Raw genomic sequence first — 25,635 nt, forward strand, 5'->3', positions numbered from 1 at the left:
GAGGTGGCGGACCCCGCCGGCCGCCCCCGGTCCTAGTCCTCTTCCCCGCCGTCCCCGCCGTCCTCTTCGTCTCCCTCGAAGAAGTCGCCGATCTCGTCGACCACCTCGGCCGCCACCATTCCGCCGACCACGCCCACCGCGAGGCCCGCCGCACCCGCGGCGACCGCCGTGCCCAGGCCCGGTCCGGAGCGGTGGTGGCCGTCGATGTCCCCGCCGTGGTGCCGACTGCCGTGGTGATGCTCGCCGTAGTGCTCGCCGTGCCCGTAGGCCGCATGGGTGCCGTAGGACTCGCGGTGGGCGATCAACTGGCGGATCCAGCCGTCGACCTCACTGTTCCAGTCGAGGGCATGGGTGTCCTCGTGGCGCACCGTGAACCGGGCCAGCGCGTCCTGCCCGGAGGAGAACGGCCCACCGCGCTTGTCCGCCTCCAGCACCACCTCCAGCCCCGTGGGGGAGGCGAGGAAGGTCAGCTCGACCTCCTGGACCGCGTGCGCGTACTGCGGCGCCGGGGTCAGCTCCACCTCCTGGTAGAACGGCAGCTGCTGGCCGGTGCCGCCGATCCGGCCGTACTCCAGGTCCGCCGAGCGGAAACCGAAGCCCAGTTGTCCCAGGGCCTCCAGGACCGCCTCCTGGACCGGCAGCGGCCCGACGGTGAGCGGATCCAGATCGCCCTTGTCCCGGGCGCCGGCCACCCCGACCTCCGTGCGCACCCCGAGCACGATGCCCAGCGGCTGGCCGTACAGCTCGGTCACCGGCGTCTCCCACGGCAGCGGCACGGCGAACGGCACCTCCCGCTCCTCCTCCGCCCCGAGCCGGAAGCCGCCGCCCAGGGCGAACCGCTCGAAGACGACCGCGCCCTCGCTCTCCCCCTCCTCGTGCTCAGCCTCCACACGGGCGAGCAGGTCGAGCCCGATGTGCTCGACCTCCACCGCCGCCGAACCGCCCTTCAGCCAGACCCGCCCCGCCAGCATTCCGCCGGGCACCACGGCACCGCCGTCCAGCACCGTGTCCACCGAGGGCCCGCCGACTCCGATCGCCCCCAGCAGCCGCTTGAACACCATGACCCCGCCGCTCCTTCACCGCACTCGTCCCTCACACCCGGACGGCACCACGCCCTCCGGCTGTCCAATGAACTGGCAAGAACGGCAAAGAAGTTCCCAAGTCACCTGTTCGGGGGAACGAGGTGCTCCGAAAAGCACCCCGGACGCACGAAAGAGGCGGACCGAGTACATCGGTCCGCCTCCTGCGAAGGGTCAGGCCGGCTCTCCCGCACCGTCTCCGAACCCCTGCGCGGTCGCCCGCGCGGCCTTGCGCCGCTGCCGCCGGCTCACCCGCGGCTCCTGGTCCGGCAGCCAGCCGAAGATCATGCAGCTGCCGACCGCCCCGAGGATGAGGCCGACGAAGAAGCCGCCCAGGTTGGAGGTGACCCAGCTGCCCAGGGAGCACAGCATGCCGAGGACGGAGTAGAAGAGCCGCTGCGAGGGGCTGAAGAGGGTCAACAGGCCGCACAGCACCATGACCACCGGCAGCAGATACCCCGCCACGCCCTGGACGCCGACATGGATGACGACCTTCAACGAGGCCTTCACTGTGAGCAGGATCCAGCCGCCGCCCAGGGTCAGCAGCAGCCCGCCCCAGAACGGCCGACGGGCCCGCCAACCGCGGAAGGCGGGCCGCCACCCCTCAAGGGGAGTGTCTGTGCCGGACATCAGCAACCCGAGTCGCTGAAGCTGAGTTTCAGACCGGGAAGCGTGAACGTCCCGGCGGTCGTCTTGTAGTTGGTCTGCCGCAGGTTGTCGATGTGCACGTTGTCGGCCTGCTGGCTGAAGACGCCGATCGGGCCCTTCACGCCCGCCTTGGTCAGCGTGCTCGCGTCGTTGCCGATCTCGATGTTGTTGAAGGACGCGTCGCCCGTCAGCAGGGTCGAGTCGGTGGTCAGATCGGTCGCCTCCACCTTCGACTTGCCGCTGCCTGCCTTGATGAGCAGGTTGGTGCCGCCGAGGTCGACGCTCTGGCACAGGCTGTCCAGGGTCGCCTTCTTGATCGCGGAGGTGACGACCAGCACCTGCCCGCCTGTGTCACCGGCGTTCGGGCTGCCGTCGGCCATGGTGTCGAGCCCGCCGAACTGCTCGAAGCCGGTGCCGTCGAGCGACTTGGCGGTGACCGTGAAGGGCATGCCGGAGATGTAGAGCTGCACCCCCAGCGCCCCCTGCGCGGTCAGGACCGCGAGACCGGCGACGGCCACGGTGGCCGGCACGGCCATCATGGCGGCCCGGCGTCCCCGGACCCGGCCCCGTCTCGGTACCCCTCCGGTGGCCCCGGTGGTCTCTGGTGTGTCGGAAAGAGAACCGCTTCCCGGGTTCTCTGGCGTGTTGTCGGCGGACGGAACGTCCGGGGACGAGGCCATGTCTGCTCCCATGCATTAGTCACGCGGGTTGGGCTTCAGCGGCACGTTGTCCTGGCGCGGACAGCGGCTGCCGCGCACGCCTCCTCGCAACTCCCGGCGGGCGCAAGGGCTTTCTCGTTACGCAGCAGTAGCCATGGCGAAAGTTACCGGCGGTTACTTTTCAGGGTCAAGACAGTTGTGAAAAAAGGGTGTTGAATTCGCGTCAGTTGTGTTCCGACCATGCATTTCCTTGATCGGTTGCTCAACTTCCGTGATCAGCCTTGACGTTGACGCTTGATCAGGTCTACAACTCTCCCTGGTTTCTACCGGATCCGTGGCGCCGGATCCGCCGAGCGGCATCGACCGCTTCCCGGCCTCCTCGATCACCGCTCCGCTCAGCGGCGTCGGCACGGTCGCTTCCCCCCAGGGGCTGTGCCCGAACGCCCTCAACCGGTCCGGCCGGAGGCCCAACCCCCCCAGGTTTCCGGCCGGTCCGGCTCGGCTGCCGTTGCCGGCCCGTGACGTACGGAGAAGGCGTCACGGCCCGGCAACGGCTGGCGCCGCGCGACCGCGCCCCTTCGAACCCCCCACCCCACCTCACGCAAGTCCCCCTAAGAAAGAGGCAAACCCGCATGCGTACGCGATCCCTTCTTGCCCTCGCAGGTACCGTCGTCGCCCTCTCCGTCGCGGCCACCGTCCCGGCCTCCGCGGACGGCGCGGTGCTGACCACGGGCAGTGCCGGCGGCACCGCCGTCGCCGTCGGTGACACCCTCAGCGCGTCGCTGGCCAGCGGAACTTCCGCCACCCTCTACTCCAGCGCCACCAGCACCAGCGGCATCAAGTGCTCGACCTCGACCTTCACCGCGACGGTCACGGACAACCCGGCGGCCTCCGGCACCGCCACCGAGTCGGTCACCGGGCAGACCTTCGGCAACTGCACCAGCAACGTGCTCGGTGTGACCGGTGTCTCCAGCATCACGGTCGACAACCTGCCCTACGCCAACGCGGTCGCCTCGGGCGGTGCGCTCGCGGTCACCCCGGCGAGCGGCTCGGCCATCCAGACCACGGTCAAGCTCACCACGCTGCTGGGCAGCATCACCTGTGTCTACCAGGCCGCCGGCCTGAACGGCACGACCGACAACAGCGACAACAGCGTCAACTTCAGCAACCAGGCGTTCGCGAAGACCTCCGGCTCGTCGCTCTGCCCGTCCGCCGGCTACTTCACCGCGAAGTACGCCCCGGTCACCGACAGCGGCGCGTCCGTCTTCGTGAACTGACGCTCTGACCCAAGGCGTCAGCGTCGACGCAGACGCAACGCCAGGGCGGCGCCCCCGGTGAGCACCAGCACCGCGGCGGCGCCGCCCGCCACCAGTGGCGCCGACGGGCCCGATCCGGAGGCGGTGTCGGAGGCCACCGGAGCACTGTCGGCGGCGGTGGTGGTTCCGGTCGTTGGGGCGACCGGGGCCGCCGCCGCCGTCTTCCGCGCCGAGGGCTCGGCGCTCGGCGCGGCGGTGGGAGTCGGTGCGCCACCGACCTGAGCCTTCGTGCCGCCCGTCGCCCCACCGGCGGCCTTCCTCGTCGTGAACACCACGTCGGAACACGAGTAGTAGGTGTCCGGCGTGCTGCTGTTCTGCCAGATCGTGTACAGCAGTTGGCGTCCCGTCCGGTCGGCCGGCAGCTTCGCGCTGAAGCGGTACGCGCCGTTCGTCAGCGGCGGGTCCTTGACCTCGGCGAAGGGCCGCGCCGGGAGATCCGACCACGTGAGCGGCTTCGACGGGTCGTAGCCCGGCTTCGTCAGATACAGCTTGAACGTACCGGTGTGCGCGATCGTCGAGGTGTACGTCATCGTCATCCGGACGCCCGGCGTCAGCCGGGTCGCGGGCCAGTCCGCACGCGCCAGGTCGAGCCCCCGGTACGCCGGCAGGCCGCCACTGCACAGTCTCCCGTCCGGAATCACCCGCCGGTCCCGGCCGTTCACGCCCGCCACCCGCAGGTCGTCCCAGGTGACGAAGTTCTGCCCGCTCGCCGCGATCGCCGCCTTGCAGGCCGCCGTCGTGGCGCTGCCGCCACTGGGCGAGCAGGCATAGGCACGGCTGACGGGATCGGTGGGTGCGCCGTGCGCGCGGGCGGACCCCGCCGCCCACGACAGCAGCAGCAGCGGAGCCGCCGCGGCGGCTCCCACGACTCTCAACTGGGCGGTCGTCCGGGTCATCCGGGACGTCTCCTCGGCAGGCGCGGGTACGGGGTGTGCCGAGTGAGTACGGGAATCGGGAGCGCACCGTTCAGTGCGGTTGATCACAGGGCCGGGCGAAGTATCCGCCGCCGACCGGCTCGTCCCCTTATGGACTCCCTCCAGGACGTACCGGGCGGCATTGAGAACCAACCGTCCGGCTCGTATCGTGGCGATCACCGTTGTGTGCCACACCGCCCGCACCGTTTCCGGAAACCGGCACGAACCCGAGGGAGAGGCGCGTTCCGCCCTCGTCCGTTTGTGCACGGTGGACGCCGATCGGGCGGTCGGGCGCGCCACGCGCACGTGTCCGTCACCAGGTCCGCACAGTTGCCTCCCGCTGCCGCACGGTGAGCTATCGTGTGCACGGGGTGAAAAACAAACCGCATGCCCCGTCGGTTTGGAACGCAGAGCCGTAAGCCGTGAAGGAGCGTTGAGTCGATGGCGAGGCAGTTACGCGCGGAGCAGACCCGCGCCACGATCATCACGGCCGCCGCCGACCTGTTCGACCGGCACGGCTACGAATCCACCAGCCTGAGCGAGATCGTCGAACACGCGAGGGTCACCAAGGGGGCGCTCTACTTCCACTTCGCCGCCAAGGAGGACCTGGCGCACGCCATCATGGAGCTCCAGTCCCGCACCTCCAGCCAGTTGGTGCGCGAGATGGACAGCCGCGGCTACTCCTCGCTGGAGGCCCTGATGCGCACCACGTTCGCCATCGCCCGGCTCTCCGTCGACGGCCCGATCCCGCGCGCCGGCCTGCGGCTCGCCACCGCCGACGTCTCCGTGAAGCCGCCGCTCAGACACCCGTTCACGGAGTGGCTGGAGTTCGCCACCCGCAAACTCACGGGCGCGGTCAAGGAGTCCGACGTGCACCCGGACATAGACGTGGGCGCGGTCGCGCACTCGCTGGTCTGCTTCTTCGTCGGGACCCGGGTGGCCGGCCGCAACCTGGAGCCGGTGACCCGGCTGCCGCGCCGGGTCGCGGAGATGTGGCACCTGATGATCCGCAGCCTGGTCCCGGTCCACCGGCGGGCCCGCTACCTGACCCTCGCCACCCAGCTGGAGCGCGAGATCAGAACGGCGTGACCGGCACTCCCGGTTCGGCGGAGCCGGGCTGAGCGAGTTCGGCGGAGCCGGGCTGAGCGCGTTCGGCGGAGCCGGGCTGAGCGCGCGATAGCGTGGCGCCCATGCCCGACTCCGCCGCCGCACCCGTGATCCTCGGCACCACCGGCCCGTTCCCGCGCAGCGTGCTGGCCGAGCGGCACCCCGCGATCATCCGCCAGGTGCGGGACGCCTTCCCGTACGGCCCCGAACAGCGGCGCGCCCTCGACGAACTGCTGCTCAACTGCACCGAGGGCGTCATCGAACCCCTGCCGGGCGACGCCGAGGTGTGGCGCGACCAAGGACTGGACACCTACACCGGACGCTCCTGGTTCGACGTGCCGTGGCTGTGGTCCGAGAGCTGGTTCTACCGCCGTCTCCTCGGCGCCGTCGGCTACTTCGGTCCCGGGCCCTGGCAGGGCATCGACCCGTTCCGCCCGGTCAAGCTCGCCGAACTCGACGCCGGGGAGACCGACGACGAACTGGCCGCCCTCGACGCCTTCGACGACGACCCCGGCCCCGCCCTGCTGCACGGCTCGCTCTGGGGCAACCGCGCGGACCTCGGCTTCCGTCTCGCCGCCGAGTCGGGCGAGGCGGACTTCGCCCTGGTCGCCGACGACAGCGCAGCACTCCGGCCGCTGCTGCGGGGCGGCACGCTGTGCCTGGTCGCCGACAACGCGGGCCGTGAACTCGTCCCCGACCTGCTGCTGATCGCCCACCTCCTGGACACCGCGGGCGTGGACCGCGCGGTCCTGCACGTCAAGCCGTACCCCTACTACGTCTCCGACGCCACCACCGCCGACGTGCTCGACGCCCTGCGCAGGCTCACCGCGGCCCCGGGCGCCGCGGCGCGGTACGGCCGTACGCTCTGGTCCGCCATGGCCGACGGCCGGCTCGTGGTGCGCGCCCATCCGTTCTCCTGCGCCCCGTTGCCGTACGCCGAGATGCCGGACGACCTGCGTGCCGAGTTCGCCTCCGCCGCGCTGACGATCTTCAAGGGGGACCTCAACTACCGCCGTCTGGTGGGCGATCGCCTCTGGCCGCCGACCACCCCCTTCGCCGACGTCACGGACTGGTTCCCGGGACCGGTGGCCGCGCTGCGCACCCTCAAGTCGGACGTGGTCACCGGCCTCGCCGCGGACACCGTGGCGGCCCTGGACGCGGCCGAGGGACAGCGTTGGCGGACGGCCGGCACCCACGCCCTGATCCAGGTCAACGCGAACTCCGGGCCGACGGTCCGGGCGTAGAGCGCGCGCAACCGAACCGGGTGGCCGTATGACCACGGGGGCCGGTGAAGTCACCGGAACCGCTCCGGTTCACGCGATGGTGTGATCATGTGCCCCGGCCGGGATGGCCGTCGGGGCGTGCGGGTAGGGCCCGGCCATGACGCAGCCGTTCGAACTCCCGCACTTCTACATGCCGTACCCCGCGCGGCTCAACCCGCACCTGGAGGAGGCCCGAGCCCATTCCGCCGAGTGGGCCCGAGAGATGGGCATGCTGGAGGGTTCCGGGATCTGGACCCGGGCCGACCTGGAGGCACACGACTACGGCCTGCTGTGCAGTTACACCCACCCCGACTGCGACGGACCCGCCCTGTCGCTGATCACCGACTGGTACGTGTGGGTGTTCTTCTTCGACGACCACTTCCTCGACATGTACAAGCGCACCCAGGACCGCGCCGCGGGCAAGGCCCATCTGGACCGGCTCCCGCTGTTCATGCCGCTCGACCTGTCGACACCCGTGCCGGAACCGCGCAACCCCGTCGAGGCGGGCCTCGCCGACCTGTGGCGGCGCACCGTGCCCGCGATGTCGGGCGACTGGCGCCGCCGGTTCTCGGTCGCCACCGAGCACCTGCTGAACGAGTCGATGTGGGAGCTGGCCAACATCAACGAGGGGCGGATCGCCAACCCCGTCGAGTACATCGAGATGCGCCGCAAGGTCGGCGGCGCCCCCTGGTCGGCGGGGCTCGTCGAGTACGCCACGGCGGAGGTGCCCGCCGCCGTCGCCGGCTCGCGGCCGCTGCGGGTCCTGATGGAGACCTTCGCCGACGCCGTCCACCTGCGCAACGACCTGTTCTCCTACCAGCGGGAGGTGGAGGACGAGGGCGAGAACAGCAACGGGGTGCTGGTCCTGGAGACCTTCTTCGACTGCTCCACCCAGGAGGCCGCCGACACGGTCAACGACATCCTCACCTCCCGCCTCCACCAGTTCGAGCACACCGCCCTCACCGAAGTGCCCGCCCTCGCCGCCGAGAAGGGCCTCGCCCCCCACCAGACCGCCGCGATCGCCGCCTACACCAAGGGCCTGCAGGACTGGCAGTCCGGCGGCCACGAATGGCACCTGCGCTCCAGCCGCTACATGAACCAGGGCGCCACCTCACCGGCCGCCCCCTGGCAGAGCCCGACCGGCCCCGGCACGTCCGCCGCGGACGTCGCCGCCCTGCTCGCCACGGCCGCCGCGGAGCGTCTGCGCGCCTACTCCCACGTGCCCTTCCAACAGGTCGGCCCCTCCCCGCTGCCCGACTTCCACATGCCCTACGAGGTGGAGCTCAGCCCGCACCTCGACGCCACCCGGCCCCGGCTGACCGCCTGGATGCACTCCACCGGCATGCTCGCCGAGGGCGTCTGGGACGAGGACAAGCTCGCCGCCGCGGACCTCGTGCTCTGCGCCGCGGGCCTCGACCCGGACGCCACCCCCGCCGAACTCGACCTCGCCTCCCGGTGGCTGGCCTGGGGCACCTACGCCGACGACTACTACCCGCTCGTCTTCGGCACCCGCGGTGACCTGGCCGGCGCCAGGCTCGCCACGGCCCGTCTCTCCGCCTGCATGCCCGTCTCCGACGAGCCCGTACCCGTCCCCGTCACCGGGATGGAACGCGGCCTGGCCGACCTGTGGGCCCGCACCACCGCCGGGATGGGGCCCGAGGACCGGATCGCCCTCAGGCGGTCCGTCGACGAGATGACCGAGAGCTGGCTCTGGGAGATGTCCAACCACCTCCAGCACCGCATCCCCGACCCCATCGACTACCTGGAGATGCGCCGGGCCACGTTCGGCTCGGAACTCACCCTGAGCCTGGCCCGCCGCGGCCACACCCCCGCGGTCCCCCCGGAGGTCTACCGCAGCGGCCCGGTCCGCTCCCTGGAGAACGCCGCCACCGACTACGGCATGCTCGTCAACGACGTCTTCTCCTACCAGAAGGAGATCCAGTACGAGGGCGAGCTCCACAACGCGATCCTCGTCGTCCAGAACTTCTTCGGCGTCGACCACCCGACCGCGCTCCGGGTCGTGCACGACCTGATGACCCAGCGCATGCAGCAGTTCGAGCACGTCGTCGCGAACGAACTCCCCGTGGTGTACGACGACTTCGCGCTGTCGGCCAAGGGCCGCGAGGCCATGGGAGCATATGTCCGGGACCTGCAGAACTGGATGGCAGGCATCCTCAACTGGCACCGGCACGTCGACCGCTACAAGCCGGACCACCTGGCCCGCCGGGCCCACGGCTTCCTCCCGGACCGCCCACCGCTCGCCCCGAGGCTCGGCGTCCACTGACGGGCCGGCACGGGATCCCCGCCCCTACCCGAGGAGCGTGGTGTACGGGCGCCGGGCGGCGACAGGTCCGGGTCCCGGGTGCCGCCGGGGCACAGCAGTCGGCGCCGGTCCGTCACGATGTCGTCCGGCCACCGGATCAGCGCCACCCGGTCGTGCTCGCCCAGGCCCCGGTCGGCGGCCGGCCGGGTCATGCCCGACGCGGGTCTGCCCCTCCCGTACGCGCGCACGGCGACCGGGGTCCGGCACGGTCGGCGTCACCCTCGCGGCAGCGCCCGCGGCGTGGACGGGGCGGCGGGGTCTGATCTCTTCCACCGTCCGCCCGGGGGCAGTCTCACTCGTTCGTGTCTCGTCGCGCCCGCGCCCGCCGGGTAGGGCTGGGGCTGGAGGCGAACCATGGAACAGACCGTTTTGCGTCCCAAGCCGATCCCCGGTCAGGAACGCGGGGGCGACCCCCCACCCGAGCCGGTCCGGCGCCCGCACGCCGCGCGTCGCCGCGGCAGCCGGATCCGGAACCTGCTGCTGGGCCTGCTGGCCGGCACGGTCCTGGTGCTGTCCGGCGTCGGACTGGGCGCGGCCGGCGCCACGGTGATCGGCATGCGCGAGCCTGCCGGGCCGCACCGCCAGGCCCCGCCGCCGACGTCGGGGCCCGCCGTCCCGTCCGGCACCCCGAGCCCGTCGTGGTCGGTCGCCGCGACGCTGGGAGTGGAGGTGGTGGACGCCGAGAAGGCGGGAGCCGTGGTGGTGGGCGTCCACGTGCCCGGCCCGGGCTACACGGCGGGCCTGGTGCGGGGCGACGTACTGCTCCGGCTCGGCGGTACGCGGATCGACGGCGCCGCCGACCTGGCACGGGCGGTGACCGGGGCCCGCCCGGGGCAGGAGGTGACGCTCACCGTGCGGCACGAGAGCGGGCGGTACCAGCAGCTGACGGTGGTTCCCGGGGTCGTGACCTGACCCACCAGGGGGCGCGGGCCGTTCCGGCGCCGTGGCACACGACGGCCTTTCCGTGCAAACCGGCTCGCGCCGCCCCGCGACACCCGGCAGGATGCTCCCCGAGGAGTACCGCCCCCTCACCCGCGCAAGGAGGCCCTGGATGACCGGCAGCAAGCCCGCGCCCTTCATCGCCGACGACTACCGGGCCCGCATGACGCGCGCGGCGCACACCGCGGCGGACGCCGGGCTCGCCGGCCTCCTGATCGCCCCGGGCCCCGACATGGTGTGGCTCACCGGCTACACCCCCACCGCCGTCACCGAACGGCTCACCCTCCTGGTCCTCACCCCCGGCCGGGACCCGGTCCTGGTCGTCCCCACCCTGGAGGCCCCGGACGCCGAGAAGGTCGAGGGCGCGCCCGCCCTCACCCTGCGGGACTGGACCGACGGCAAGGACCCCTACGCGGTCACCGCGGACCTGCTCGGCACCACCGGCCGGTTCGGCATCAGCGACAACGCCTGGGCCATGCACCTGCTGGGTCTCCAGAAGACCCTCCCGGACACCTCGTACGCCTCCCTCACCGACGCGCTGCCCATGCTCCGCGCCGTGAAGGACGCCGCCGAGCTGGAACTCATCGCCGCCGCCGGAGCCGCCGCCGACAAGACGTTCGAGGAGATCCGCGAGGTTCCCTTCGCCGGCCGCCGCGAGTCCGACGTCGGTCACGACCTCGCCGACCTGCTGCGCCGCTTCGGCCACGAACAGGTCGACTTCACCATCGTCGGCTCCGGTCCCAACGGCGCCAACCCGCACCACGAGGTCGGCGACCGCGTCATCCAGGACGGCGACATGGTCGTCCTCGACTTCGGCGGCCTCAAGGACGGCTACGGCTCCGACACCACCCGCACCGTGCACGTGGGTCCCCCGACCCCGGAGGAACGCGAGGTGCACGACGTCGTGCGGGCCGCCCAGGAGGCCGGCTGCCGGGCCGTACGCCCCGGCGTCGCCTGCCAGGAGGTCGACCGGGCCGCCCGCGCGGTCATCACCGACGCCGGGTACGGCGCGTTCTTCATCCACCGCACGGGCCACGGCATCGGCGTCACCACGCACGAGCCGCCGTACATGATCGAGGGCGAGGAGCAACCGCTCGTGCCCGGGATGTGCTTCTCCGTGGAACCCGGCATCTATCTGCCCGGCCGCTTCGGCGTGCGGATCGAGGACATCGTCACGGTGACCGACGAAGGCGGCCGTCGTCTCAACAACACCACCCGCGAGATGGTCGTCGTGGGCTGACCGCCCCGGCACCGGCCCAGGCCCCCGGAGCACCACCTCGCCCCCACCCACCCCGAACGGCAACGGCGCGACCCATGACCCAGGCACCGACTCCCACCGCGGACACCGTCCGCCGACTGGTCCGTTCGCTGCTCAAGGAGAGCGCGGACGCCGCCTCCGGACCCGAGGTCCGGCCCGTCGCGGAGGGTGGCGAGCACTCCACCTGGTGGGTCGGCGTCCGCCATGTGCTGCGCCTCGCCCCGGACCGCGACGCCGCCGTGCGCCAACGCCGCGAGCTGCGCCTGCGCGACCTGGTACGCCCGCACCTGCCCGTCGCCGTCCCGGCCAGCGTCGCGCACGGCGAGTGGTCGCCGGGGCTGACCTACACGCTGGACACCGTGATCCCCGGCGGCACGGCCGAGGAGCACGACGTCTCCGCGGTCGGCGAGGCCGATCTGGCCGGGCTGCTCACCGGGCTGCGCGAGGTGCCCGTGCGGCAGGCCGAGACGCTCGGTGTGCCCCGCGCCGCGCCGCGCTCCCTGGAGGCGCTGCGCCGGATGGCCGTGGCCGCCGCCGAACGCCTCACCGCCGCCGACGAGTTCGACCCGGCCCGGCTGCACCAGCTCACCCCGCCCGGCGCGGCCCAGCTCGCCGCGCAGCCCGGTACGGCCGTCCTGGCCCACCACGACCTCAAGGGCGAGCACCTGGTGGTCAGCGCCGACGGCAGGGTGCGCGGCGTCCTCGACTGGACCGACACGGCGATCGGTGACCCCGCGGAGGACATCGCCGGCCTCGCCCTCGCGGTCGGCTCCGGCGCGGCCGTCCGCGCGGCCACGCTCGCCGGGTACGGCGCCCGCCCCTGCCTGCGCGGTCTGTGGCTGGCCCGCTGCGACACCGTCATCCGCCTCACCGACCGCCTCGAAGGCCGCGACGACAGCCCCCTGCCACTGCTGCGCGGCCGGCTCCGGCACGCCTGGGAGACGATCCTGCTGGAACGGGTGACGGAGCTGCGCGAGGACACCGAGCCCGACGAGGAACCGTAGACCACACGGCCGACCTCCCACCCAAACCGCCCCACCGGCCCTGCGTCCGCGCAAGCACGCGGCCGGGCCCCACGTCCGTGTCCACCGCCGGGACCCCGCGTCCGCGCCCACGGGCCCCCAGGACCCTGTGCCCGCGCCCACGGGGCGCCCCAGGACCCGTGCCCGCGCCCTGCCCCAGGGCCCGTGCCCACCGGCACCGCGGCCGTGTTCACGCCTGTGTCAGGACCACGCAGGACTCGCCCGGCACCCGCAGCACCCCGTCGGTGTCCGGTGCCGTCACCGGGTCCCACGCGGCCAGGACCTCCACCCGGCCGGTGCCGAGCGGGATGGCCGCCTGCGACGCGCCCAGGTTCACCGCCACCCGTACGTCCCCGCGGCGGAACGCCAGCCAGCGGGCCGCCCCGTCGTACGCCACCTTGGTGTCCGCGAGGTCGGGGTCGGTGAGGTCGGGCTGTTCGTGGCGCAGGGCGATCAGCCTGCGGTACCAGGCCAGTACGCGCGCGTGCGGCTCGCTTTCCGGTTCCGACCAGTCCAGGCAGGACCGGTCCCGGGTCGCCGGGTCCTGCGGATCGGGCACGTCCTCCTCCGCCCAGCCGTGCGCCGCGAACTCCCGGCGCCTGCCCCGTCGTACCGCCTCCGCCAGCTCCGGGTCCGTGTGGTCGGTGAAGAACTGCCACGGGGTGCCGGCCGCCCACTCCTCGCCCATGAACAGCATCGGCGTGAACGGCGCCGTGAGCGTCAGCGTGGCCGCGCAGGCCAGCAGGCCGGGGGAGAGGGACGCCGAGAGCCGGTCGCCCTGAGCGCGGTTGCCGACCTGGTCGTGGGTCTGGGTGTAGCCGAGCAGCCGGTGCCCGGCCACCCGCGCACGGTCCAGCGGACGGCCGTGGTGACGGCCCCGGAAGCTGGAGTAGGTGCCGTCGTGGAAGTAGCCGCCGGTGAGCGTCTTGGCCAGGGCGGCGAACGGGTCGCGCGCGAAGTCGGCGTAGTAGCCCTGCGATTCGCCGGTCAGCGCGGTGTGCAGGGCGTGATGGAAGTCGTCGTTCCACTGTGCGTCGAGGCCGAACCCGTGCTCCGCGCGCGCGGTGATGACCCTGGGGTCGTTCAGGTCGGACTCGCCGACGAGGAACAGCGGACGGCCCGACTCGGCGGCGAGGCCCGCCACCGCGGCCGACAGCTCCTCGAGGAAGTGGCACGCGCGCGTGTCGCACAGGGCGTGCACCGCGTCCAGGCGCAGCCCGTCGACGCGGTAGTCACGCAGCCAGGCCAGCGCGCTGCCCACCAGGTACGCGCGTACCTCGTCGGAGCCGGGCGCGTCCAGGTTGACCGCCGCGCCCCACGGCGTGTGGTGCGTCTCGGTGAAGTAGGGCCCGAACGCGGGCAGGTAGTTGCCGGACGGCCCGAGGTGGTTGTGCACGACGTCCAGGACGACTCCGAGCCCCAGCGCGTGCGCCCGGTCGACGAACCGTTTCAGTGCCTCGGGGCCGCCGTACGGCTCGTGCACGGCCCAGAGGGAGACTCCTTCGTACCCCCAGCCGTGCCGGCCGGGGAACGGGCACACCGGCATCAACTCCACGTGGGTGACGCCCAGTTCCACCAGGTGCTCCAGCCGGTCCGCGGCCGCGTCCAGGGTGCCCCCGGGGGTGTAGGTGCCCACGTGCAACTCGTAGAGCACCGCGCCCGGCAGCCCGCGGCCAGGCCCGGCGGCCCGCCACTCGTACCGGCCGTGGTCGACGACCGCGCTGAGCCCGTCCGGCCCGTCCGGCTGGCGGCGCGAACGCGGGTCGGGCAGCACGGGACCGTCGTCCACCGCGAACCCGTACCGGGTGCCGTCCTCGGCGGCCGCCTCCCCGGCCCACCAGCCGGACCGCCGTGGATCACGCTCCATCGCGCGCGTGGCGCCGTCACAATGGAGCGTCACCCGGTCTGCCTGCGGTGCCCACACCTCGAACTGCACGGACGGTCCCCTTCGTCTGGCTCATCGTGAGGTAGTCCTCCCATCGTGCCCCGAAAGAGATCAGTCCGCTTTTGAATCGGTCCTTTCCCGGCGGGTGTCGCCGTACGTACGCGCGCGTGACGGCCGTTTTCCCGTTTTCTGGACACCCGGGGTTCACTGACCCAGAATCGGCAGCGTGACGTCGTCCTTCGAGTTCAACACCTACCCGGCGCGGCTGTCCGACGCGGAGCGCGACAAGGCGCTGAGCGTGTTGCGGGACGGCGTCGCCATGGGACGGCTGTCGCACGACACCTTCGTGCGCCGCATGGAGCTGGCGCTCGCGGCCCGTCGCGCGGACGAACTCGCCGCGCTCACCGCCGATCTGCCCCAGGAGAGCCGCTTCGCGCGCCTGCTCTTCGGCACCGTCGAGGCCGTCTCCGGCTTCACCGTGCGGCTGCGCCGGGCCTGGCAGGCCGAGCGGCTGCCCAAGCTGCTGCTGCCGCACCCGGGCCACGGCCACCCGCTGCGCATCGGCCGCGACCCCGCCAACGGCCTGCGGCTCAACCACGAGACCGTCTCCCGGGTGCACGCCGAACTCCGCCACCAGGGCGGCCTGTGGATCCTCAGGGACCTCGGCTCCACCAACGGCACGACCGTGAACGGCCGCCGGGTGACCGGCGCCGCCGTCGTGCGCGAGGGCGACCAGGTCGGCTTCGGCCGGATGTGCTTCCGGCTCGCGAACTCCTGACCACCCCGTCGTACGGGTTGGCCGAAAAGTGTTTGTCGGCAGCGGTGTTGACGTACCCCGGCGAGTCGTGACTGACTGTGCGTACGCCTTACACATCATGTGAACCGACGGCACCGCTTTGTGGAGGTGTGTGTCCTGCCGCCCCTCCTCCGCTACCCGTCCGTCGACGAACTGGCCTCCCGGGCGGCCGCGCTGGTCGCCGACCGCCCCCGGGACGCCCGGCTGCGGAGGGTCGGGACCTCCCGCGCGGGCACCCCGATGTGGCTGCTTTCCATCGGTCACGGCACCCGGCACGCGCTCGTCGTCGCCGGCCCGCACGCCAACGAACCCGTCGGCGGCGCGACCGTGCTGCGCCTCGCCGACCGGGTCCTCGCCGACGCCCGGCTCACCGAGGACGCCGACGTCACCTGGAACCTGCTGCTCTGCCTCGACCCGGACGGCTCCCGCCGCAACGAGGGCTGGCTGGCGGGCCCGTACACCCTCGGCCACTACTTCCGGAACTTCTTCCGGCCCGGCTTCCTGGAACAGCCCGAGTGGCTGCCCGAGGGACCGGACGCCGTGGCCCTGCCCGAGACCCGGGCGCTGCTCGGCCTCCAGGACGAACTGCGGCCCTTCCTCCAGTGCTCGCTGCACGGCGTCGACGTCGGCGGCGGCTTCGTCGAGCTGACCCGCGACCTGCCGGGGCTCGCGCAGCGTGTCGCGCACACGGCGACCCGGCTCGGCATCCCCCGGGAACTCGGCGCCTACGACACCCTGTACTGGCCCACCCTCGGTCCTGCCGTCTACCGCGTGCCACCGCCCCGGCGCGGCGACCTGGCCGCCGCCATCACCGAGGCGGCCGTCGAGTCCACCTGGTTCCACCCGCACCGGCACGGCACCGTCACCGCCATCGTCGAGGCACCCATGTGGGGCGTGGCCGCCGTCCAGGACGGCGCGCCGCCCGCCGACCGGGACACGGCGCTGCGCGCCGTCAGCCGGACCCTGCGCCACGACACGGTCCTCCTGGACGCCGTCCTGGCCCGGATCAGGCCCCAGCTGGCCGCGGCACCGGACGCGGCCCGGCTGCTCGCGCCGATCGACGACTACCTGCTCGTCGGCCCCGGCCTCGCCCACGCCTGGGACCCCGGCACCGACGCCGGCAGCGCCCGGCCGCTGCCCCCGCTCAGCACCGCCCACCTGGCCGCCCTGCGCATCGCCGGGCGCCGGCTGGCCCTGCGCACCGCCGGGCTGCTGCACCGGCTGCTGCGCAGCACGGGGCGGGACCCGGCCGGCGCCCTGCCCGACCTGGACCGGCTGATCGACACCTGGTGCGCGGACTACCAGGACAACCTGGGCGCCCGGTGGATCCCGGTCGGACGCCAGGCCGAGTACCAGACCCGAGTGGTCCTGAGCGCGTTCGAACTGGCGCACCGCCACGCGCGCGCGGCCGCTCGTTCGGGTGAGCCGGGCTGGGGGAGCGCGCCCGTCCTGCCGATGCACGGGGAATGACCCGTCTCAGCAAAGCGACAGCGACCTGCGGTGCCCTGCTGGCGTCCGCCGCCCTGCTCGCCGCCGTCCCCGCCCCCGCCCAGGCCGTGGCACCGCGCCACACCGGGAGCGGCGACTACCTGTACCTGACCGTCACCCGGGGCGACGGAGCCTCCGGCACGCGCGGCGCGCTGCTGCTGTGCGACCCGCCCCAGGGATACGCACGCGCGGCCGACGCCTGTGCCGAACTGGACGCGGTGGGCGGCGACATCGCGCGGCTCGCCCCGGTCAAGGGCGCGATGTGCCCGATGGTCTACGCGCCGGTGACCGCCCAGGCGCGCGGGGAGTGGAACGGCCGGCCGATCGAGTACCGGGAGAGGTTCTCCAACGCCTGCGTGCTGGAGTCCCGCACGGGACCGGTCTTCGCCCTGGACTGAGCCCGCCCGGTCCGCCCGCCCCGACCCGTCCGCCCCCGGGTCCCTGGTCTCACGCCGCCAGGTCGCGGGCGTGCTGTGCGGCCGCCAGTACCGTTCGCGACTGGTGCTCCACCTGGCGCTCCAGCGGCACCCAGCGGGCCTGGAATCGTGCCGCGTACGCGTCGCACCAGGAGGCCACCAGCTCCTCCAGGTGCGGCGCCGCGCGGTCGTCCGCCTCCCGCAGCACCCGCAGCAGCATCGACGCCGCCCGTAGCGGCAGCCGCCGCCCGAAGGCGTCCACGCTGCCGATGTACGCCCTGGTGGTGTCGATCGGCGGCCGCAGGATCCAGTCCTGCGCCAGCCCGGGGATCAGCGCCAGCGCCCACCGGGCCGCCCGCAGCAGCGGCCCGTCCGGGCCGTCCAGCCGCGGCAGCGCCTCGGCCAGCACCCGCTCCACCTCCTGCGAGTCCCGCAGCAACCGCCGTGCCAGCCGCCGCATCGCCGCCGCCGGCGCCGGGTGCGGCGCCGGGTCGTCGACCAGGTCGCTCGCCCACATCGGCACCTCCACCACCGCCGTGAGACCGCCGTAGCGGTGCGCGTGGTACCAGGTGCTGTGCCGTGCGTCGTCCGGCATGCTCGGGTACGCCAGCCCCGCCCCGGGCTCCGGCATCACCCGCACGCCGGGCCCGGAGGCCGGCCAGCCCGCGGCGTCCGAGGCACCCGTCTCCACCGGGATGTGCAGCTCCGCGGCGGACTTGGCGAACGGCTCGGCGAGCCCCGGTACGTCCCTCGTCAGCTGCACCCAGCTGCCACCCAGATCGGTGCCGTGCAGGGACACCTGGAGGTAGGGGCGCAGCTCGTCGATCACCCCGAGCAGGGCCACGGTCTCGGGCGGCAGGCGGTCGGGCGGCAACACCGAAGGCGACCACTCCGGCTGCTCGGGACCCGACGGGCGGTAGAACCCGAGGTGGTAGTCGAACAGGCTGCGCGGCGCCGGAGTGACGTGGAGACTCGCGCCGTCCGGGTCCGCGCACAGCAGGAAGTGCCAGGAGGTCTCGGTCCGCAGCCCGCGTTCGTTCAGCACCCGCTCGGCCAGTGCCTGGAGCGTGCCGCCCCCGGCCGGCTCGTTGGCGTGGGCGCCCGCGACCACCAGCACGGCCCGCCGGGCGTGTCCCACGGAGAGCAGGTGCAGCGGTCTGCCCGCGCGGGAGACGCCGATCTGCCGCAACCTGCACAGGCCGGGCCGCAGAGCGGCCAGTGCCCGGGCGGTCGCGACCAGTTCGGGAACGCTGGGGTAACGCAGCTCCGGCAGGAGACTCACCCCCGTCTTGTCCGCCCTGCTTCGCTTTTCCCAGTCCCCCACGTGATAGGTGAACTGTCAAGAACCTCCCCGGGGAGGCTCCGGGGGGCGCCCGAAGGCATGTCCGGTGGTCTCTCCGGGCCGTCGTCGCGGGCAGGCTCGCGGAGCGCGGACGGGGCGCGGACGGGCTCCGCGCGCCCAGCCCCGACGCGAGCCGCGCACCACCGGGCGCGAGCAACACCTCAAGCATGCTTCAAATTCACTATTACGGGTGGATTCTTGCGGGTGAATTCATGGGCGTGTGCCTCAGTCGTCCACGCGCTCCAGCAGCGCCACCGGCAGTCCTTCGAACAAGTCGGCCACGCGCGCGTGCCCCGTGAACTCCCGGCCCGGCGCCAGCACGTCGGCCCACCGGCCCGGCGGCAGCGGCAGGACCGTGTCCCGCCAGCCGCCCGCCGCGGCCAGCCGGAGCGACAGCCGGGTCACCGCCGTGACCACCGCACCGGAGCGCGCGAACGCCAGACAGTGCGCCGCCGCCGGGCCCTCGGCCGCCAACGGGGTGTACGTCGCCGCGTCGCCGAAGACGTCCGGCCGTCGCGCCCGCAGCCGCAGCGCCGCCGCCGTCACCGCGTCCTTCTCGCCCGCACCGGCGGGCGGGAAGGAGACCGGACGACGGTTGTCCGGGTCCACCAGCGCCCGGAACTCGCCCTCCGTGCCCTGGTAGACGTCCGGCACCCCCGGCATCGTCAGATGGACCAGCGCCGTGCCGAGCACGTTCGCCCGGACCGGCGCGGCCAGCGACGCGCGGAAGGCGGCCACCCGCTCGCCCGGCGCCCCGCACGGCCCCGCCGCGACGAACGAGTCCACCGCCTCCTCGTACGACGGCTCCTGCTCCGTCCAGCTCGTGTGCAGGCCGGCCTCGCGCACATGCTTCAGCAACGCCCCCCGTACCCGCTCCGGGGCGGCCGGACCGAGTCCGAACACCGTCTGCCAGGCGGCCCAGGCCAGCTGTGTGTCCGGCGCGGCCCCGCCCTCCCGGGTCACCTCGTCGAGCACGTCCGCCCAGCGCTCCGGAGACTCCGTCAGCACGGCCAGGGCCGCGCGCACGTCGGCGCTGCGCTTGGTGTCGTGCGTCGTCACCACCGTCCCGGTGAGCGGCCAGTCGCGCTGCACGCGTGCGCAGTACGCGTGGAAGGCCTCGGGGGAGACGCCCGGACGGCCCGGGTCGCCGCCCACCTCGGTCGCCGCCAGGAGCGGCACATAGCGGTAGAACGCCGTGTCCTCCACGGACTTGGCGCGCAACGCCGAGGCGGTCTGCGCGAACCGCGTACGCAGTTCGTCCGAGCCCGGCGCGTCCCCGGCCACCAGCAGCCCGCGCACCACGTCCACCGCGCCGCCCTCCTCGGCCACCGGGAACTCCCGCCGGGCCTCCTCGGCGGCCTGCTCCGTGACCACCGCGGCCGCGTCGGCGACGCCGTACGGCCGGTACACCCGCAGCCGTACCAGCAGCTCCTGGAGGGCCGTGCGCAGCGCCCAGGGCGCCCGGTCGCGCAACGCGGGGTCCGGCGAGGCCGCGCACACCCGCGTGGCCACTCTTGTCAGCCGGTCCGTCTCGGTGGCCAGCTCATGGGCGACCACCTGGTACGCCGCCTGCCGGACCGTCGCCTCCCAGTCGCCGCCGCGATCGGTCGCCGGAGCCGCGAACCGCCGGTAGTGGCCGAGCAGTTCACTCGCCCCCGAGGGGTCCGTGAACAGGCCGTCCACATGCCGCAGCGCGTCGTACCCGGTGGTCCCGGCGACCGGCCAGGCGGCCGGCAGGTGCTCGCCGTCGGACAGGATCTTCTCCACCACCGTCCAGCGGCCGCCGGTCGCCTCGTGCAGCCGGGCGAGATAGCCGGTGGGGTCGGCGAGCCCGTCGGGGTGGTCGATCCGCAGCCCGTCCAGCACGCCCTCGTGCAGCAACTGGAGGATCTTGGCGTGCGTGGCGTCGAACACCTCGGGGTCCTCCACCCGCACCCCGATCAGCTCCGAGATGCTGAAGAACCGGCGGTAGTTCAGCTCCGTCCGGGCCAGCCGCCACCACACCGGGCGGTACCACTGGGCGTCCAGCAGTTCCGGCAGCGGAAGGTCCGCGGTGCCCTCGCGGAGCGGGAAGGCGTGCTCGTGGTAGCGCAGCACCTCACCGTCGACCGTGAGCTGCCCGAGCACCTCGCCGACCGGCGCGCCGAGCACCGGTACCAGCAGCTGTCCGTCCTGCGCCTCCCAGTCGACGTCGAACCAGCGCGCGTACGGCGACTTCGGGCCCTCCCGCAGCACCTCCCACAGGGCGTGGTTGTGCCGGGGCGACATGGCCATGTGGTTCGGCACGATGTCCACGACCAGACCGAGGCCGTGCGCCCGCGCGGTCCCCGACAGCGCACGGAGCCCGTCCTCGCCGCCGAGTTCCTCGCGCACGCGCGCGTGGTCGACGACGTCGTAGCCGTGCGTGGAGCCGGGGACGGCCTCCAGGACGGGGGAGAGGTGGAGGTGGGAGACACCGAGCGAGGCGAGGTAGGGCACCGCGGCCTCGGCGGCCGAGAAGGGGAAGTCGGGCTGGAGCTGGAGCCGGTAGGTGGAGGTCGGCACGGCGGGGGCGGTTCGCTCGGCTGTCATGCGGACGTATGTACCCGTCTCGTCGGGATTCGTGTCACGGTGCGGTTCGGTGGGGTCCGATCGCGCCTGCGTGGCGCACATGCCTACGCCGGCCTCTTCAGGACGGTCAGGCTCCGCTCCACCAGCGTCAGCTTCGCCCCCGCGTCCACCTTCCGCCCCGGCGGCACCCCCTCGGCCGACGCCGTGTCGACCACCACCTCCCACTGCCGTCCGTGGTTCACCGGCACCACGAACTCCAGCGGCTCCGGGGACGCGTTGAACATCAGCAGGAACGAGTCGTCGGCGATCCGCTCCCCGCGCGTCCCCGGTTCCGAGATCGCGTTGCCGTTGAGGAACACCGTCAGGGCGGAGGCCTGCGCCGAGTCCCAGTCCTGCTGGGTCATCTCATGGCCCTCGGGGGTGAACCAGGCGATGTCGGAGAGCTCGTCGTGGGTGCCCTCCACCGGCCGGCCGTGGAAGAAGCGGCGGCGCCGGAAGACCGGGTGCTCCTTGCGCAGCCGCGCCATCGCGCGCGTGAAGGCCAGCAGCCCGGTGTCGTCCTCGGGAGCCGGCCAGTCCACCCAGGACAGCTCGTTGTCCTGGCAGTACGCGTTGTTGTTGCCCTGCTGGGTGCGCGCGAACTCGTCGCCGTGACCGATCATCGGCACGCCCTGGGACAGCATCAGGGTGGCGATGAAGTTGCGCATCTGCCGCGCGCGCAGTTCCAGGACGCCAGGGTCGTCGGTGTGCCCCTCGACCCCGCAGTTCCACGAGCGGTTGTGGCTCTCGCCGTCCCGGTTGTCCTCGCCGTTGGCCTCGTTGTGCTTCTCGTTGTAGGCCACCAGGTCGTGCAGGGTGAAGCCGTCGTGGCAGGTCACGAAGTTGATGGAGGCCAGCGGCCGGCGGCCGTCGTCCTGGTAGAGGTCGGAGGAGCCGGTCAGCCGGGACGCGAACTCCGCGAGCGCGCGCGGCTCGCCGCGCCACAGGTCGCGCACGGTGTCGCGGTACTTGCCGTTCCACTCGGTCCACAGGGGCGGGAAGTTGCCCACCTGGTAGCCGCCCTCGCCCACGTCCCAGGGCTCGGCGATCAGCTTCACCTGGGAGACCACCGGGTCCTGCTGTACGAGGTCGAAGAACGACGACAGCCGGTCCACCTCGTGGAACTGCCGTGCGAGGGTCGCCGCGAGGTCGAAGCGGAAGCCGTCGACGTGCATCTCGGTCACCCAGTACCGCAGCGAGTCCATGATCATCTGGAGTACGTGCGGGGACCGCATCAGCAGTGAGTTCCCGGTGCCGGTGGTGTCCATGTAGTAGCGCGGATCGTCGGTCAGCCGGTAGTACGACGGGTTGTCCAGACCCTTGAAGGACAGCGTCGGACCCAGGTGGTTGCCCTCGGCGGTGTGGTTGTAGACCACGTCCAGGATCACCTCGATCCCGGCCTCGTGCAGCGCCCGGACCGCCGACTTGAACTCCAGCACCTGCTGGCCGCGGTCGCCCCAGGAGGCGTACGCGTTGTGCGGGGCGAAGAAGCCGATGGTGTTGTAGCCCCAGTAGTTGTTCAGGCCCATGTCGACCAGCCGGTGGTCGTTCACGAACTGGTGGACCGGCATCAGCTCCAGCGCGGTCACCCCCAGCTCCACCAGGTGCTCGATCAGCGCCGGGTGCGCGAGGCCCGCGTAGGTGCCGCGCAGTTCCTCGGGCAGGCCCGGGTGGCGCATGGTCAGGCCCTTCACGTGGGCCTCGTAGATCACCGTGTGGTGGTACTCGGTGCGTGGCCGGCGGTCGTCGCCCCAGTCGAAGTACGGGTTGATCACCACCGACGTCATGGTGTGCGGCGCGGAGTCCAGGTCGTTGCGCTTGTCGGGATCGTCGAAGTGGTAGCCGTACACCTCCTCGCCCCAGCGCACCGACCCGCTGACCGCCTTCGCGTACGGGTCGAGCAGCAGCTTCGCCGAGTTGCAGCGCAGCCCGCGCCCGGGGTCGTACGGGCCGTGCACCCTGAAGCCGTAGCGCTGGCCGGGCATCACGCCCGGCAGGTACGCGTGCCGTACGAAGGCGTCGCTCTCGCGCAGCTCCACGGCCGTCTCGGAGCCGTCGTCGTGCAGCAGACACAGCTCCACTCGGTCCGCGGTCTCGGTGAACACCGCGAAGTTGGTCCCGGCGCCGTCGTACGTCGCGCCGAGCGGATATGCCTCTCCAGGCCAGACCTGCATGAAGTCGACTCTTCCAGGTGTGCGTTACGCCCGAGGGCGCCTTGGTCATGAGTCTGCCCGAAAGTAATGGAACCCCTCCTGTCTTACGCCCCTCTTACCCGGCGACCAGTGCACACAGCGCCCCGTGGGGCGAAGTGTGCCGAACCAGTGGGGCAGACACGTACTCCCGATGACCAAGGGGGAGCAGGGGGAAGATGTGCGCGAAATAGTGCACCGCCATCTGGGCAAGGTGGTGGCCGGTGCGGGACTGGCGGTGGCGGGGACCGCCGTGATGGTCGGGATCACCCTGCCGGGGACGGCGGGGGCGGACGAACCGCAGGGGCGCGACGGGACCGGGGCGGTCGCCGCGCAGCAGGCGGGCCAGGGGCAGGACGCCGTCAAGGGCGGCGTGGTGGAACAGGCTCCCGCCGAGGGCGCGAAGGGCACGGGCAGTGACCCGCTGACCGACGACGAGACCCGGCGCGTCGAACAGCTCGCCCTGAGCCGGCAGATGGTCGACGCCGGCGAGGACGTCGAGGGCCGCCGCGGCCCGCAGCGGCTCAGCGTCGACCTCGCCGAGCCGGACGCGGACGAACTGGACAGCGCGAACGCACCGCGCCGCGCGGACGTCACGTTCTACGACTACCGCGACGACAGCCTCGTCACCCGGACCGTCGACCTCGCCTCCGGCAAGGTCGAGCGGACCACCACCCGGCGGGGCGTCCAGCCGCCGCTCAGCCACGACGAGAACGTCGCGGCCCTCGAACTGCTGATCGCCGACCCGCTCGGCGCCGGCCTGAAGGCGGATTTCAAGGACGCCACCGGTCGGCAGCTGACCGACCCCGAGCGGCAGCTGCTGCTGAACAGCGCGGTCTACCGCGCCGTCCCCGGCGCCCAGCCGGCCGCGCTCGACAAGTGCGGCGAACACCGCTGCGTGCGGCTCTTCCCGAAGGTGAAGAACGGGCCGTGGATCGACGCCAGGTCGTTCATCGTCGACCTGAGCGCGCGCAAGGTCGTGAAGCTCGGCCGCTGAGCCCGGCTCCCCGTTCACCCTCCCACTCGGCATCTCCCGTACCAGGAGTCACCTCGTCATGCACCCGAACAGAATCCGCCGTGCCCGCAGGACGGCCGCCGTGGGCCTGTCCGCCGCCGCACTGGCGGCCGGCGCCACCACGGCGGCCGGACCGGCCGCCGCCCAGCCCAAGCCGGCCGCGGCGGCCGCCGCCGACTGCTCCGCCGCCTACCGCATCGAGCAGAAGCTCTCCACCGGCACCACCTGGCGGATGTGCTGGCGCTACGACAGCAAGGCCGGCCTGGTCCTGGAGCACATCTCCTACCAGCCCAAGGGCGAGGCCGCCCCCATCAAGGTCCTCTCCGGCGCCCGCCTCGCCCAGATCGACGTCCCGTACGACGACGGCAGCGTCGAGTACGACGACCTGACCGGCTTCGGTTTCGCCCAGGGCCTGATGCCGCTGGCCCCGGCCGAGTGCCCCGGCGGCACCATCAAGAGCGTCAAGGTGCCCGACGCGTGGGACCCGGCGCACCCGAACGTCAACGGCCTGTGCACCACGACCCGTTCCCGTGGCCACGCGTACCGGATGCAGGCCGACACCGGCAACCGGGTGTACCAGCAGCAGGGCAAGGACCTGCTGGTCTACAGCGTCAACAAGGTCGGCTGGTACGAGTACATGACCGAGTGGCGCTTCCAGGACGACGGCACGATCAACATGAACGTCGGCGCCACCGGCAGCCTCTCGCCGGGCGACTACGACGCCGGTGACGGCCGCGGCTGGCCGATCGGCAAGGGCGCCCACGCCTATGCCACCAGCCACAGCCACAACGTGTTCTGGAAGCTGGACTTCGACCTCGACGGCTCCTCCAGGAGCCGTGTCGAGCAGTACGACTCGGTGGTCAGCGCACCGGCACGCGGACAGGAGGCGCCGACCAACAGGACCACCCGCACCAGCGTCACCAAGGAACTCGCCGGCGACTCCAAGAACATGCGCTGGTGGCGCGTGGTCAGCACGGCCGGCAAGAACAAGGACGGCCACGCCCGTTCGTACGAGATCGTCCAGGGCGCCACCAACAAGTACCCGGGTCACGGTTTCACCAAGCACGACGTCTACTTCACCCAGTACAACGCGTGCGAGCAGTTCGCCAGCAACAACCCGGGCTGCGCGAACGGCCACCCCAAGAACGTCGACCAGTGGGTCGACGGGCAGACCCTCACCAACCCCGTGGTCTGGGTGAACGTCGGTTTCCATCACATCGCGCGCGACGAGGACCAGCAGCCGATGCCGGTCCACTGGCAGGGCTTCTCCATCGCCCCGCGTGACGTGACCGCTATGAATCCGCTCACGCCGGCCGCCCTCGCCGATCAGAACGGTCAGCCCGGAAACGGTAGTTGAGAAACGACCTGTCCATCCGGCTGCACCGCCG

Annotated in this window: 20 protein-coding genes; 12 read left to right on the forward strand and 8 right to left on the reverse strand. The window is 72.5% G+C overall.

Annotated features, from left to right (window positions below):
* Positions 1 to 32 precede the first annotated feature (32 nt).
* From ACZ3KP_RS11950 to ACZ3KP_RS11960, 3 genes are all read right to left on the reverse strand, one after another.
* Positions 33 to 1,061: a sporulation protein gene (locus ACZ3KP_RS11950; RefSeq protein ID WP_467498601.1), complete on the reverse strand. Its 1,029-nt coding sequence runs from the start codon at positions 1,059 to 1,061 to the stop codon at positions 33 to 35.
* 192 nt (positions 1,062 to 1,253) lie between these two features.
* Positions 1,254 to 1,709, reverse strand: coding sequence for a DUF6114 domain-containing protein (locus tag ACZ3KP_RS11955; protein ID WP_467498603.1), 456 nt, complete (start codon positions 1,707 to 1,709; stop codon positions 1,254 to 1,256).
* Positions 1,709 to 2,407 carry a DUF6230 family protein gene (locus tag ACZ3KP_RS11960; RefSeq protein WP_467498605.1) on the reverse strand — a complete coding sequence of 233 codons (699 nt, stop codon included), beginning with the start codon at positions 2,405 to 2,407 and terminating at the stop codon, positions 1,709 to 1,711. Before ACZ3KP_RS11960 ends, ACZ3KP_RS11955 begins: the two co-directional genes overlap by 1 nt.
* A 611-nt stretch (positions 2,408 to 3,018) precedes the next feature.
* On the opposite strand from ACZ3KP_RS11960, the gene ACZ3KP_RS11965 reads away from it, so the two are divergent.
* On the forward strand, positions 3,019 to 3,663 hold the full coding sequence (locus ACZ3KP_RS11965; protein ID WP_467498607.1) for a Tat pathway signal sequence domain protein: 645 nt from the start codon (positions 3,019 to 3,021) through the stop codon (positions 3,661 to 3,663).
* Between the two features lie 17 nt (positions 3,664 to 3,680).
* Here ACZ3KP_RS11965 and ACZ3KP_RS11970 read toward each other — a convergent pair whose 3' ends face one another.
* Positions 3,681 to 4,598: a lytic polysaccharide monooxygenase gene (locus ACZ3KP_RS11970; protein WP_467498609.1), complete on the reverse strand. Its 918-nt coding sequence runs from the start codon at positions 4,596 to 4,598 to the stop codon at positions 3,681 to 3,683.
* A 459-nt stretch (positions 4,599 to 5,057) separates the two neighbouring features.
* On the opposite strand from ACZ3KP_RS11970, the gene ACZ3KP_RS11975 reads away from it, so the two are divergent.
* From ACZ3KP_RS11975 to ACZ3KP_RS12000, 6 genes are all read left to right on the forward strand, one after another.
* Positions 5,058 to 5,705: a ScbR family autoregulator-binding transcription factor gene (locus ACZ3KP_RS11975; protein ID WP_467498611.1), complete on the forward strand. Its 648-nt coding sequence runs from the start codon at positions 5,058 to 5,060 to the stop codon at positions 5,703 to 5,705.
* A 101-nt stretch (positions 5,706 to 5,806) separates the two neighbouring features.
* The gene (locus tag ACZ3KP_RS11980) at positions 5,807 to 6,967 is read left to right on the forward strand and encodes a damage-control phosphatase ARMT1 family protein (protein WP_467498613.1); all 1,161 of its coding nucleotides are present in this window, start codon (positions 5,807 to 5,809) and stop codon (positions 6,965 to 6,967) included.
* Positions 6,968 to 7,103: 136 nt separating this feature from the next.
* Positions 7,104 to 9,269 carry a germacradienol/geosmin synthase Cyc2 gene (cyc2, locus tag ACZ3KP_RS11985; protein ID WP_467498615.1) on the forward strand — a complete coding sequence of 722 codons (2,166 nt, stop codon included), beginning with the start codon at positions 7,104 to 7,106 and terminating at the stop codon, positions 9,267 to 9,269.
* Between the two features lie 393 nt (positions 9,270 to 9,662).
* On the forward strand, positions 9,663 to 10,220 hold the full coding sequence (locus ACZ3KP_RS11990; protein ID WP_467498617.1) for a PDZ domain-containing protein: 558 nt from the start codon (positions 9,663 to 9,665) through the stop codon (positions 10,218 to 10,220).
* Positions 10,221 to 10,359: 139 nt separating this feature from the next.
* The gene (locus ACZ3KP_RS11995; protein WP_467498619.1) at positions 10,360 to 11,487 is read left to right on the forward strand and encodes an aminopeptidase P family protein; all 1,128 of its coding nucleotides are present in this window, start codon (positions 10,360 to 10,362) and stop codon (positions 11,485 to 11,487) included.
* A 74-nt stretch (positions 11,488 to 11,561) separates the two neighbouring features.
* The gene (locus tag ACZ3KP_RS12000; protein WP_467498621.1) at positions 11,562 to 12,509 is read left to right on the forward strand and encodes a phosphotransferase family protein; all 948 of its coding nucleotides are present in this window, start codon (positions 11,562 to 11,564) and stop codon (positions 12,507 to 12,509) included.
* 208 nt (positions 12,510 to 12,717) lie between these two features.
* On the opposite strand, the gene treZ is transcribed toward ACZ3KP_RS12000, so the two are convergent.
* Positions 12,718 to 14,463, reverse strand: coding sequence for a malto-oligosyltrehalose trehalohydrolase (treZ, locus tag ACZ3KP_RS12005; protein ID WP_467498623.1), 1,746 nt, complete (start codon positions 14,461 to 14,463; stop codon positions 12,718 to 12,720).
* A 175-nt stretch (positions 14,464 to 14,638) separates the two neighbouring features.
* Between treZ and ACZ3KP_RS12010 the strand changes: the two genes are divergently transcribed.
* From ACZ3KP_RS12010 to ACZ3KP_RS12020, 3 genes are all read left to right on the forward strand, one after another.
* Entirely contained in the window at positions 14,639 to 15,190 is a 552-nt protein-coding gene (locus tag ACZ3KP_RS12010; RefSeq protein WP_358976186.1) for a DUF1707 and FHA domain-containing protein, read from the forward strand.
* A gap of 120 nt (positions 15,191 to 15,310) precedes the next feature.
* On the forward strand, positions 15,311 to 16,678 hold the full coding sequence (locus ACZ3KP_RS12015) for a M14 family zinc carboxypeptidase (RefSeq protein ID WP_467499242.1): 1,368 nt from the start codon (positions 15,311 to 15,313) through the stop codon (positions 16,676 to 16,678).
* Positions 16,675 to 17,094: an SSI family serine proteinase inhibitor gene (locus ACZ3KP_RS12020; RefSeq protein ID WP_467498625.1), complete on the forward strand. Its 420-nt coding sequence runs from the start codon at positions 16,675 to 16,677 to the stop codon at positions 17,092 to 17,094. Before ACZ3KP_RS12015 ends, ACZ3KP_RS12020 begins: the two co-directional genes overlap by 4 nt.
* Before the next feature lie 49 nt (positions 17,095 to 17,143).
* On the opposite strand, the gene ACZ3KP_RS12025 is transcribed toward ACZ3KP_RS12020, so the two are convergent.
* The 3 genes from ACZ3KP_RS12025 to glgX all read right to left on the reverse strand — a co-directional run bounded on the left by ACZ3KP_RS12025 (position 17,144) and on the right by glgX (position 23,217).
* Positions 17,144 to 18,394, reverse strand: coding sequence for a M14 family zinc carboxypeptidase (locus ACZ3KP_RS12025; RefSeq protein WP_467498627.1), 1,251 nt, complete (start codon positions 18,392 to 18,394; stop codon positions 17,144 to 17,146).
* Positions 18,395 to 18,679: 285 nt separating this feature from the next.
* The gene (gene treY / locus ACZ3KP_RS12030; RefSeq protein WP_467498629.1) at positions 18,680 to 21,025 is read right to left on the reverse strand and encodes a malto-oligosyltrehalose synthase; all 2,346 of its coding nucleotides are present in this window, start codon (positions 21,023 to 21,025) and stop codon (positions 18,680 to 18,682) included.
* Positions 21,026 to 21,108: 83 nt separating this feature from the next.
* A complete protein-coding gene (gene glgX / locus ACZ3KP_RS12035; protein ID WP_467498631.1) occupies positions 21,109 to 23,217 on the reverse strand; it encodes a glycogen debranching protein GlgX in 2,109 nt (702 codons plus the stop codon).
* Between the two features lie 196 nt (positions 23,218 to 23,413).
* On the opposite strand from glgX, the gene ACZ3KP_RS12040 reads away from it, so the two are divergent.
* Both ACZ3KP_RS12040 and ACZ3KP_RS12045 read left to right on the forward strand, forming a co-directional pair.
* On the forward strand, positions 23,414 to 24,229 hold the full coding sequence (locus tag ACZ3KP_RS12040; protein WP_467498633.1) for a Tat pathway signal sequence domain protein: 816 nt from the start codon (positions 23,414 to 23,416) through the stop codon (positions 24,227 to 24,229).
* Between the two features lie 58 nt (positions 24,230 to 24,287).
* Positions 24,288 to 25,604 carry a copper amine oxidase gene (locus tag ACZ3KP_RS12045; protein WP_467498635.1) on the forward strand — a complete coding sequence of 439 codons (1,317 nt, stop codon included), beginning with the start codon at positions 24,288 to 24,290 and terminating at the stop codon, positions 25,602 to 25,604.
* The last annotated feature ends 31 nt before the right edge of the window (positions 25,605 to 25,635 follow it).

Source organism: Streptomyces sp. NPDC020958 (assembly GCF_055562175.1).

Excerpts from the sequence above, each read along its gene's own strand:
- ACZ3KP_RS11950 (WP_467498601.1), bottom strand. The coding sequence starts at position 1,061 with ATGGTGTTCAAGCGGCTGCTGGGGGCGATCGGAGTCGGCGGGCCCTCG.
- ACZ3KP_RS11955 (WP_467498603.1), bottom strand. The coding sequence starts at position 1,709 with ATGTCCGGCACAGACACTCCCCTTGAGGGGTGGCGGCCCGCCTTCCGC.
- ACZ3KP_RS11960 (WP_467498605.1), bottom strand. The coding sequence starts at position 2,407 with ATGGCCTCGTCCCCGGACGTTCCGTCCGCCGACAACACGCCAGAGAAC.
- ACZ3KP_RS11965 (WP_467498607.1), top strand. The coding sequence starts at position 3,019 with ATGCGTACGCGATCCCTTCTTGCCCTCGCAGGTACCGTCGTCGCCCTC.
- ACZ3KP_RS11970 (WP_467498609.1), bottom strand. The coding sequence starts at position 4,598 with ATGACCCGGACGACCGCCCAGTTGAGAGTCGTGGGAGCCGCCGCGGCG.
- ACZ3KP_RS11975 (WP_467498611.1), top strand. The coding sequence starts at position 5,058 with ATGGCGAGGCAGTTACGCGCGGAGCAGACCCGCGCCACGATCATCACG.
- ACZ3KP_RS11980 (WP_467498613.1), top strand. The coding sequence starts at position 5,807 with ATGCCCGACTCCGCCGCCGCACCCGTGATCCTCGGCACCACCGGCCCG.
- cyc2 (WP_467498615.1), top strand. The coding sequence starts at position 7,104 with ATGACGCAGCCGTTCGAACTCCCGCACTTCTACATGCCGTACCCCGCG.
- ACZ3KP_RS11990 (WP_467498617.1), top strand. The coding sequence starts at position 9,663 with ATGGAACAGACCGTTTTGCGTCCCAAGCCGATCCCCGGTCAGGAACGC.
- ACZ3KP_RS11995 (WP_467498619.1), top strand. The coding sequence starts at position 10,360 with ATGACCGGCAGCAAGCCCGCGCCCTTCATCGCCGACGACTACCGGGCC.
- ACZ3KP_RS12000 (WP_467498621.1), top strand. The coding sequence starts at position 11,562 with ATGACCCAGGCACCGACTCCCACCGCGGACACCGTCCGCCGACTGGTC.
- ACZ3KP_RS12020 (WP_467498625.1), top strand. The coding sequence starts at position 16,675 with ATGACCCGTCTCAGCAAAGCGACAGCGACCTGCGGTGCCCTGCTGGCG.
- treY (WP_467498629.1), bottom strand. The coding sequence starts at position 21,025 with ATGACAGCCGAGCGAACCGCCCCCGCCGTGCCGACCTCCACCTACCGG.
- glgX (WP_467498631.1), bottom strand. The coding sequence starts at position 23,217 with ATGCAGGTCTGGCCTGGAGAGGCATATCCGCTCGGCGCGACGTACGAC.
- ACZ3KP_RS12045 (WP_467498635.1), top strand. The coding sequence starts at position 24,288 with ATGCACCCGAACAGAATCCGCCGTGCCCGCAGGACGGCCGCCGTGGGC.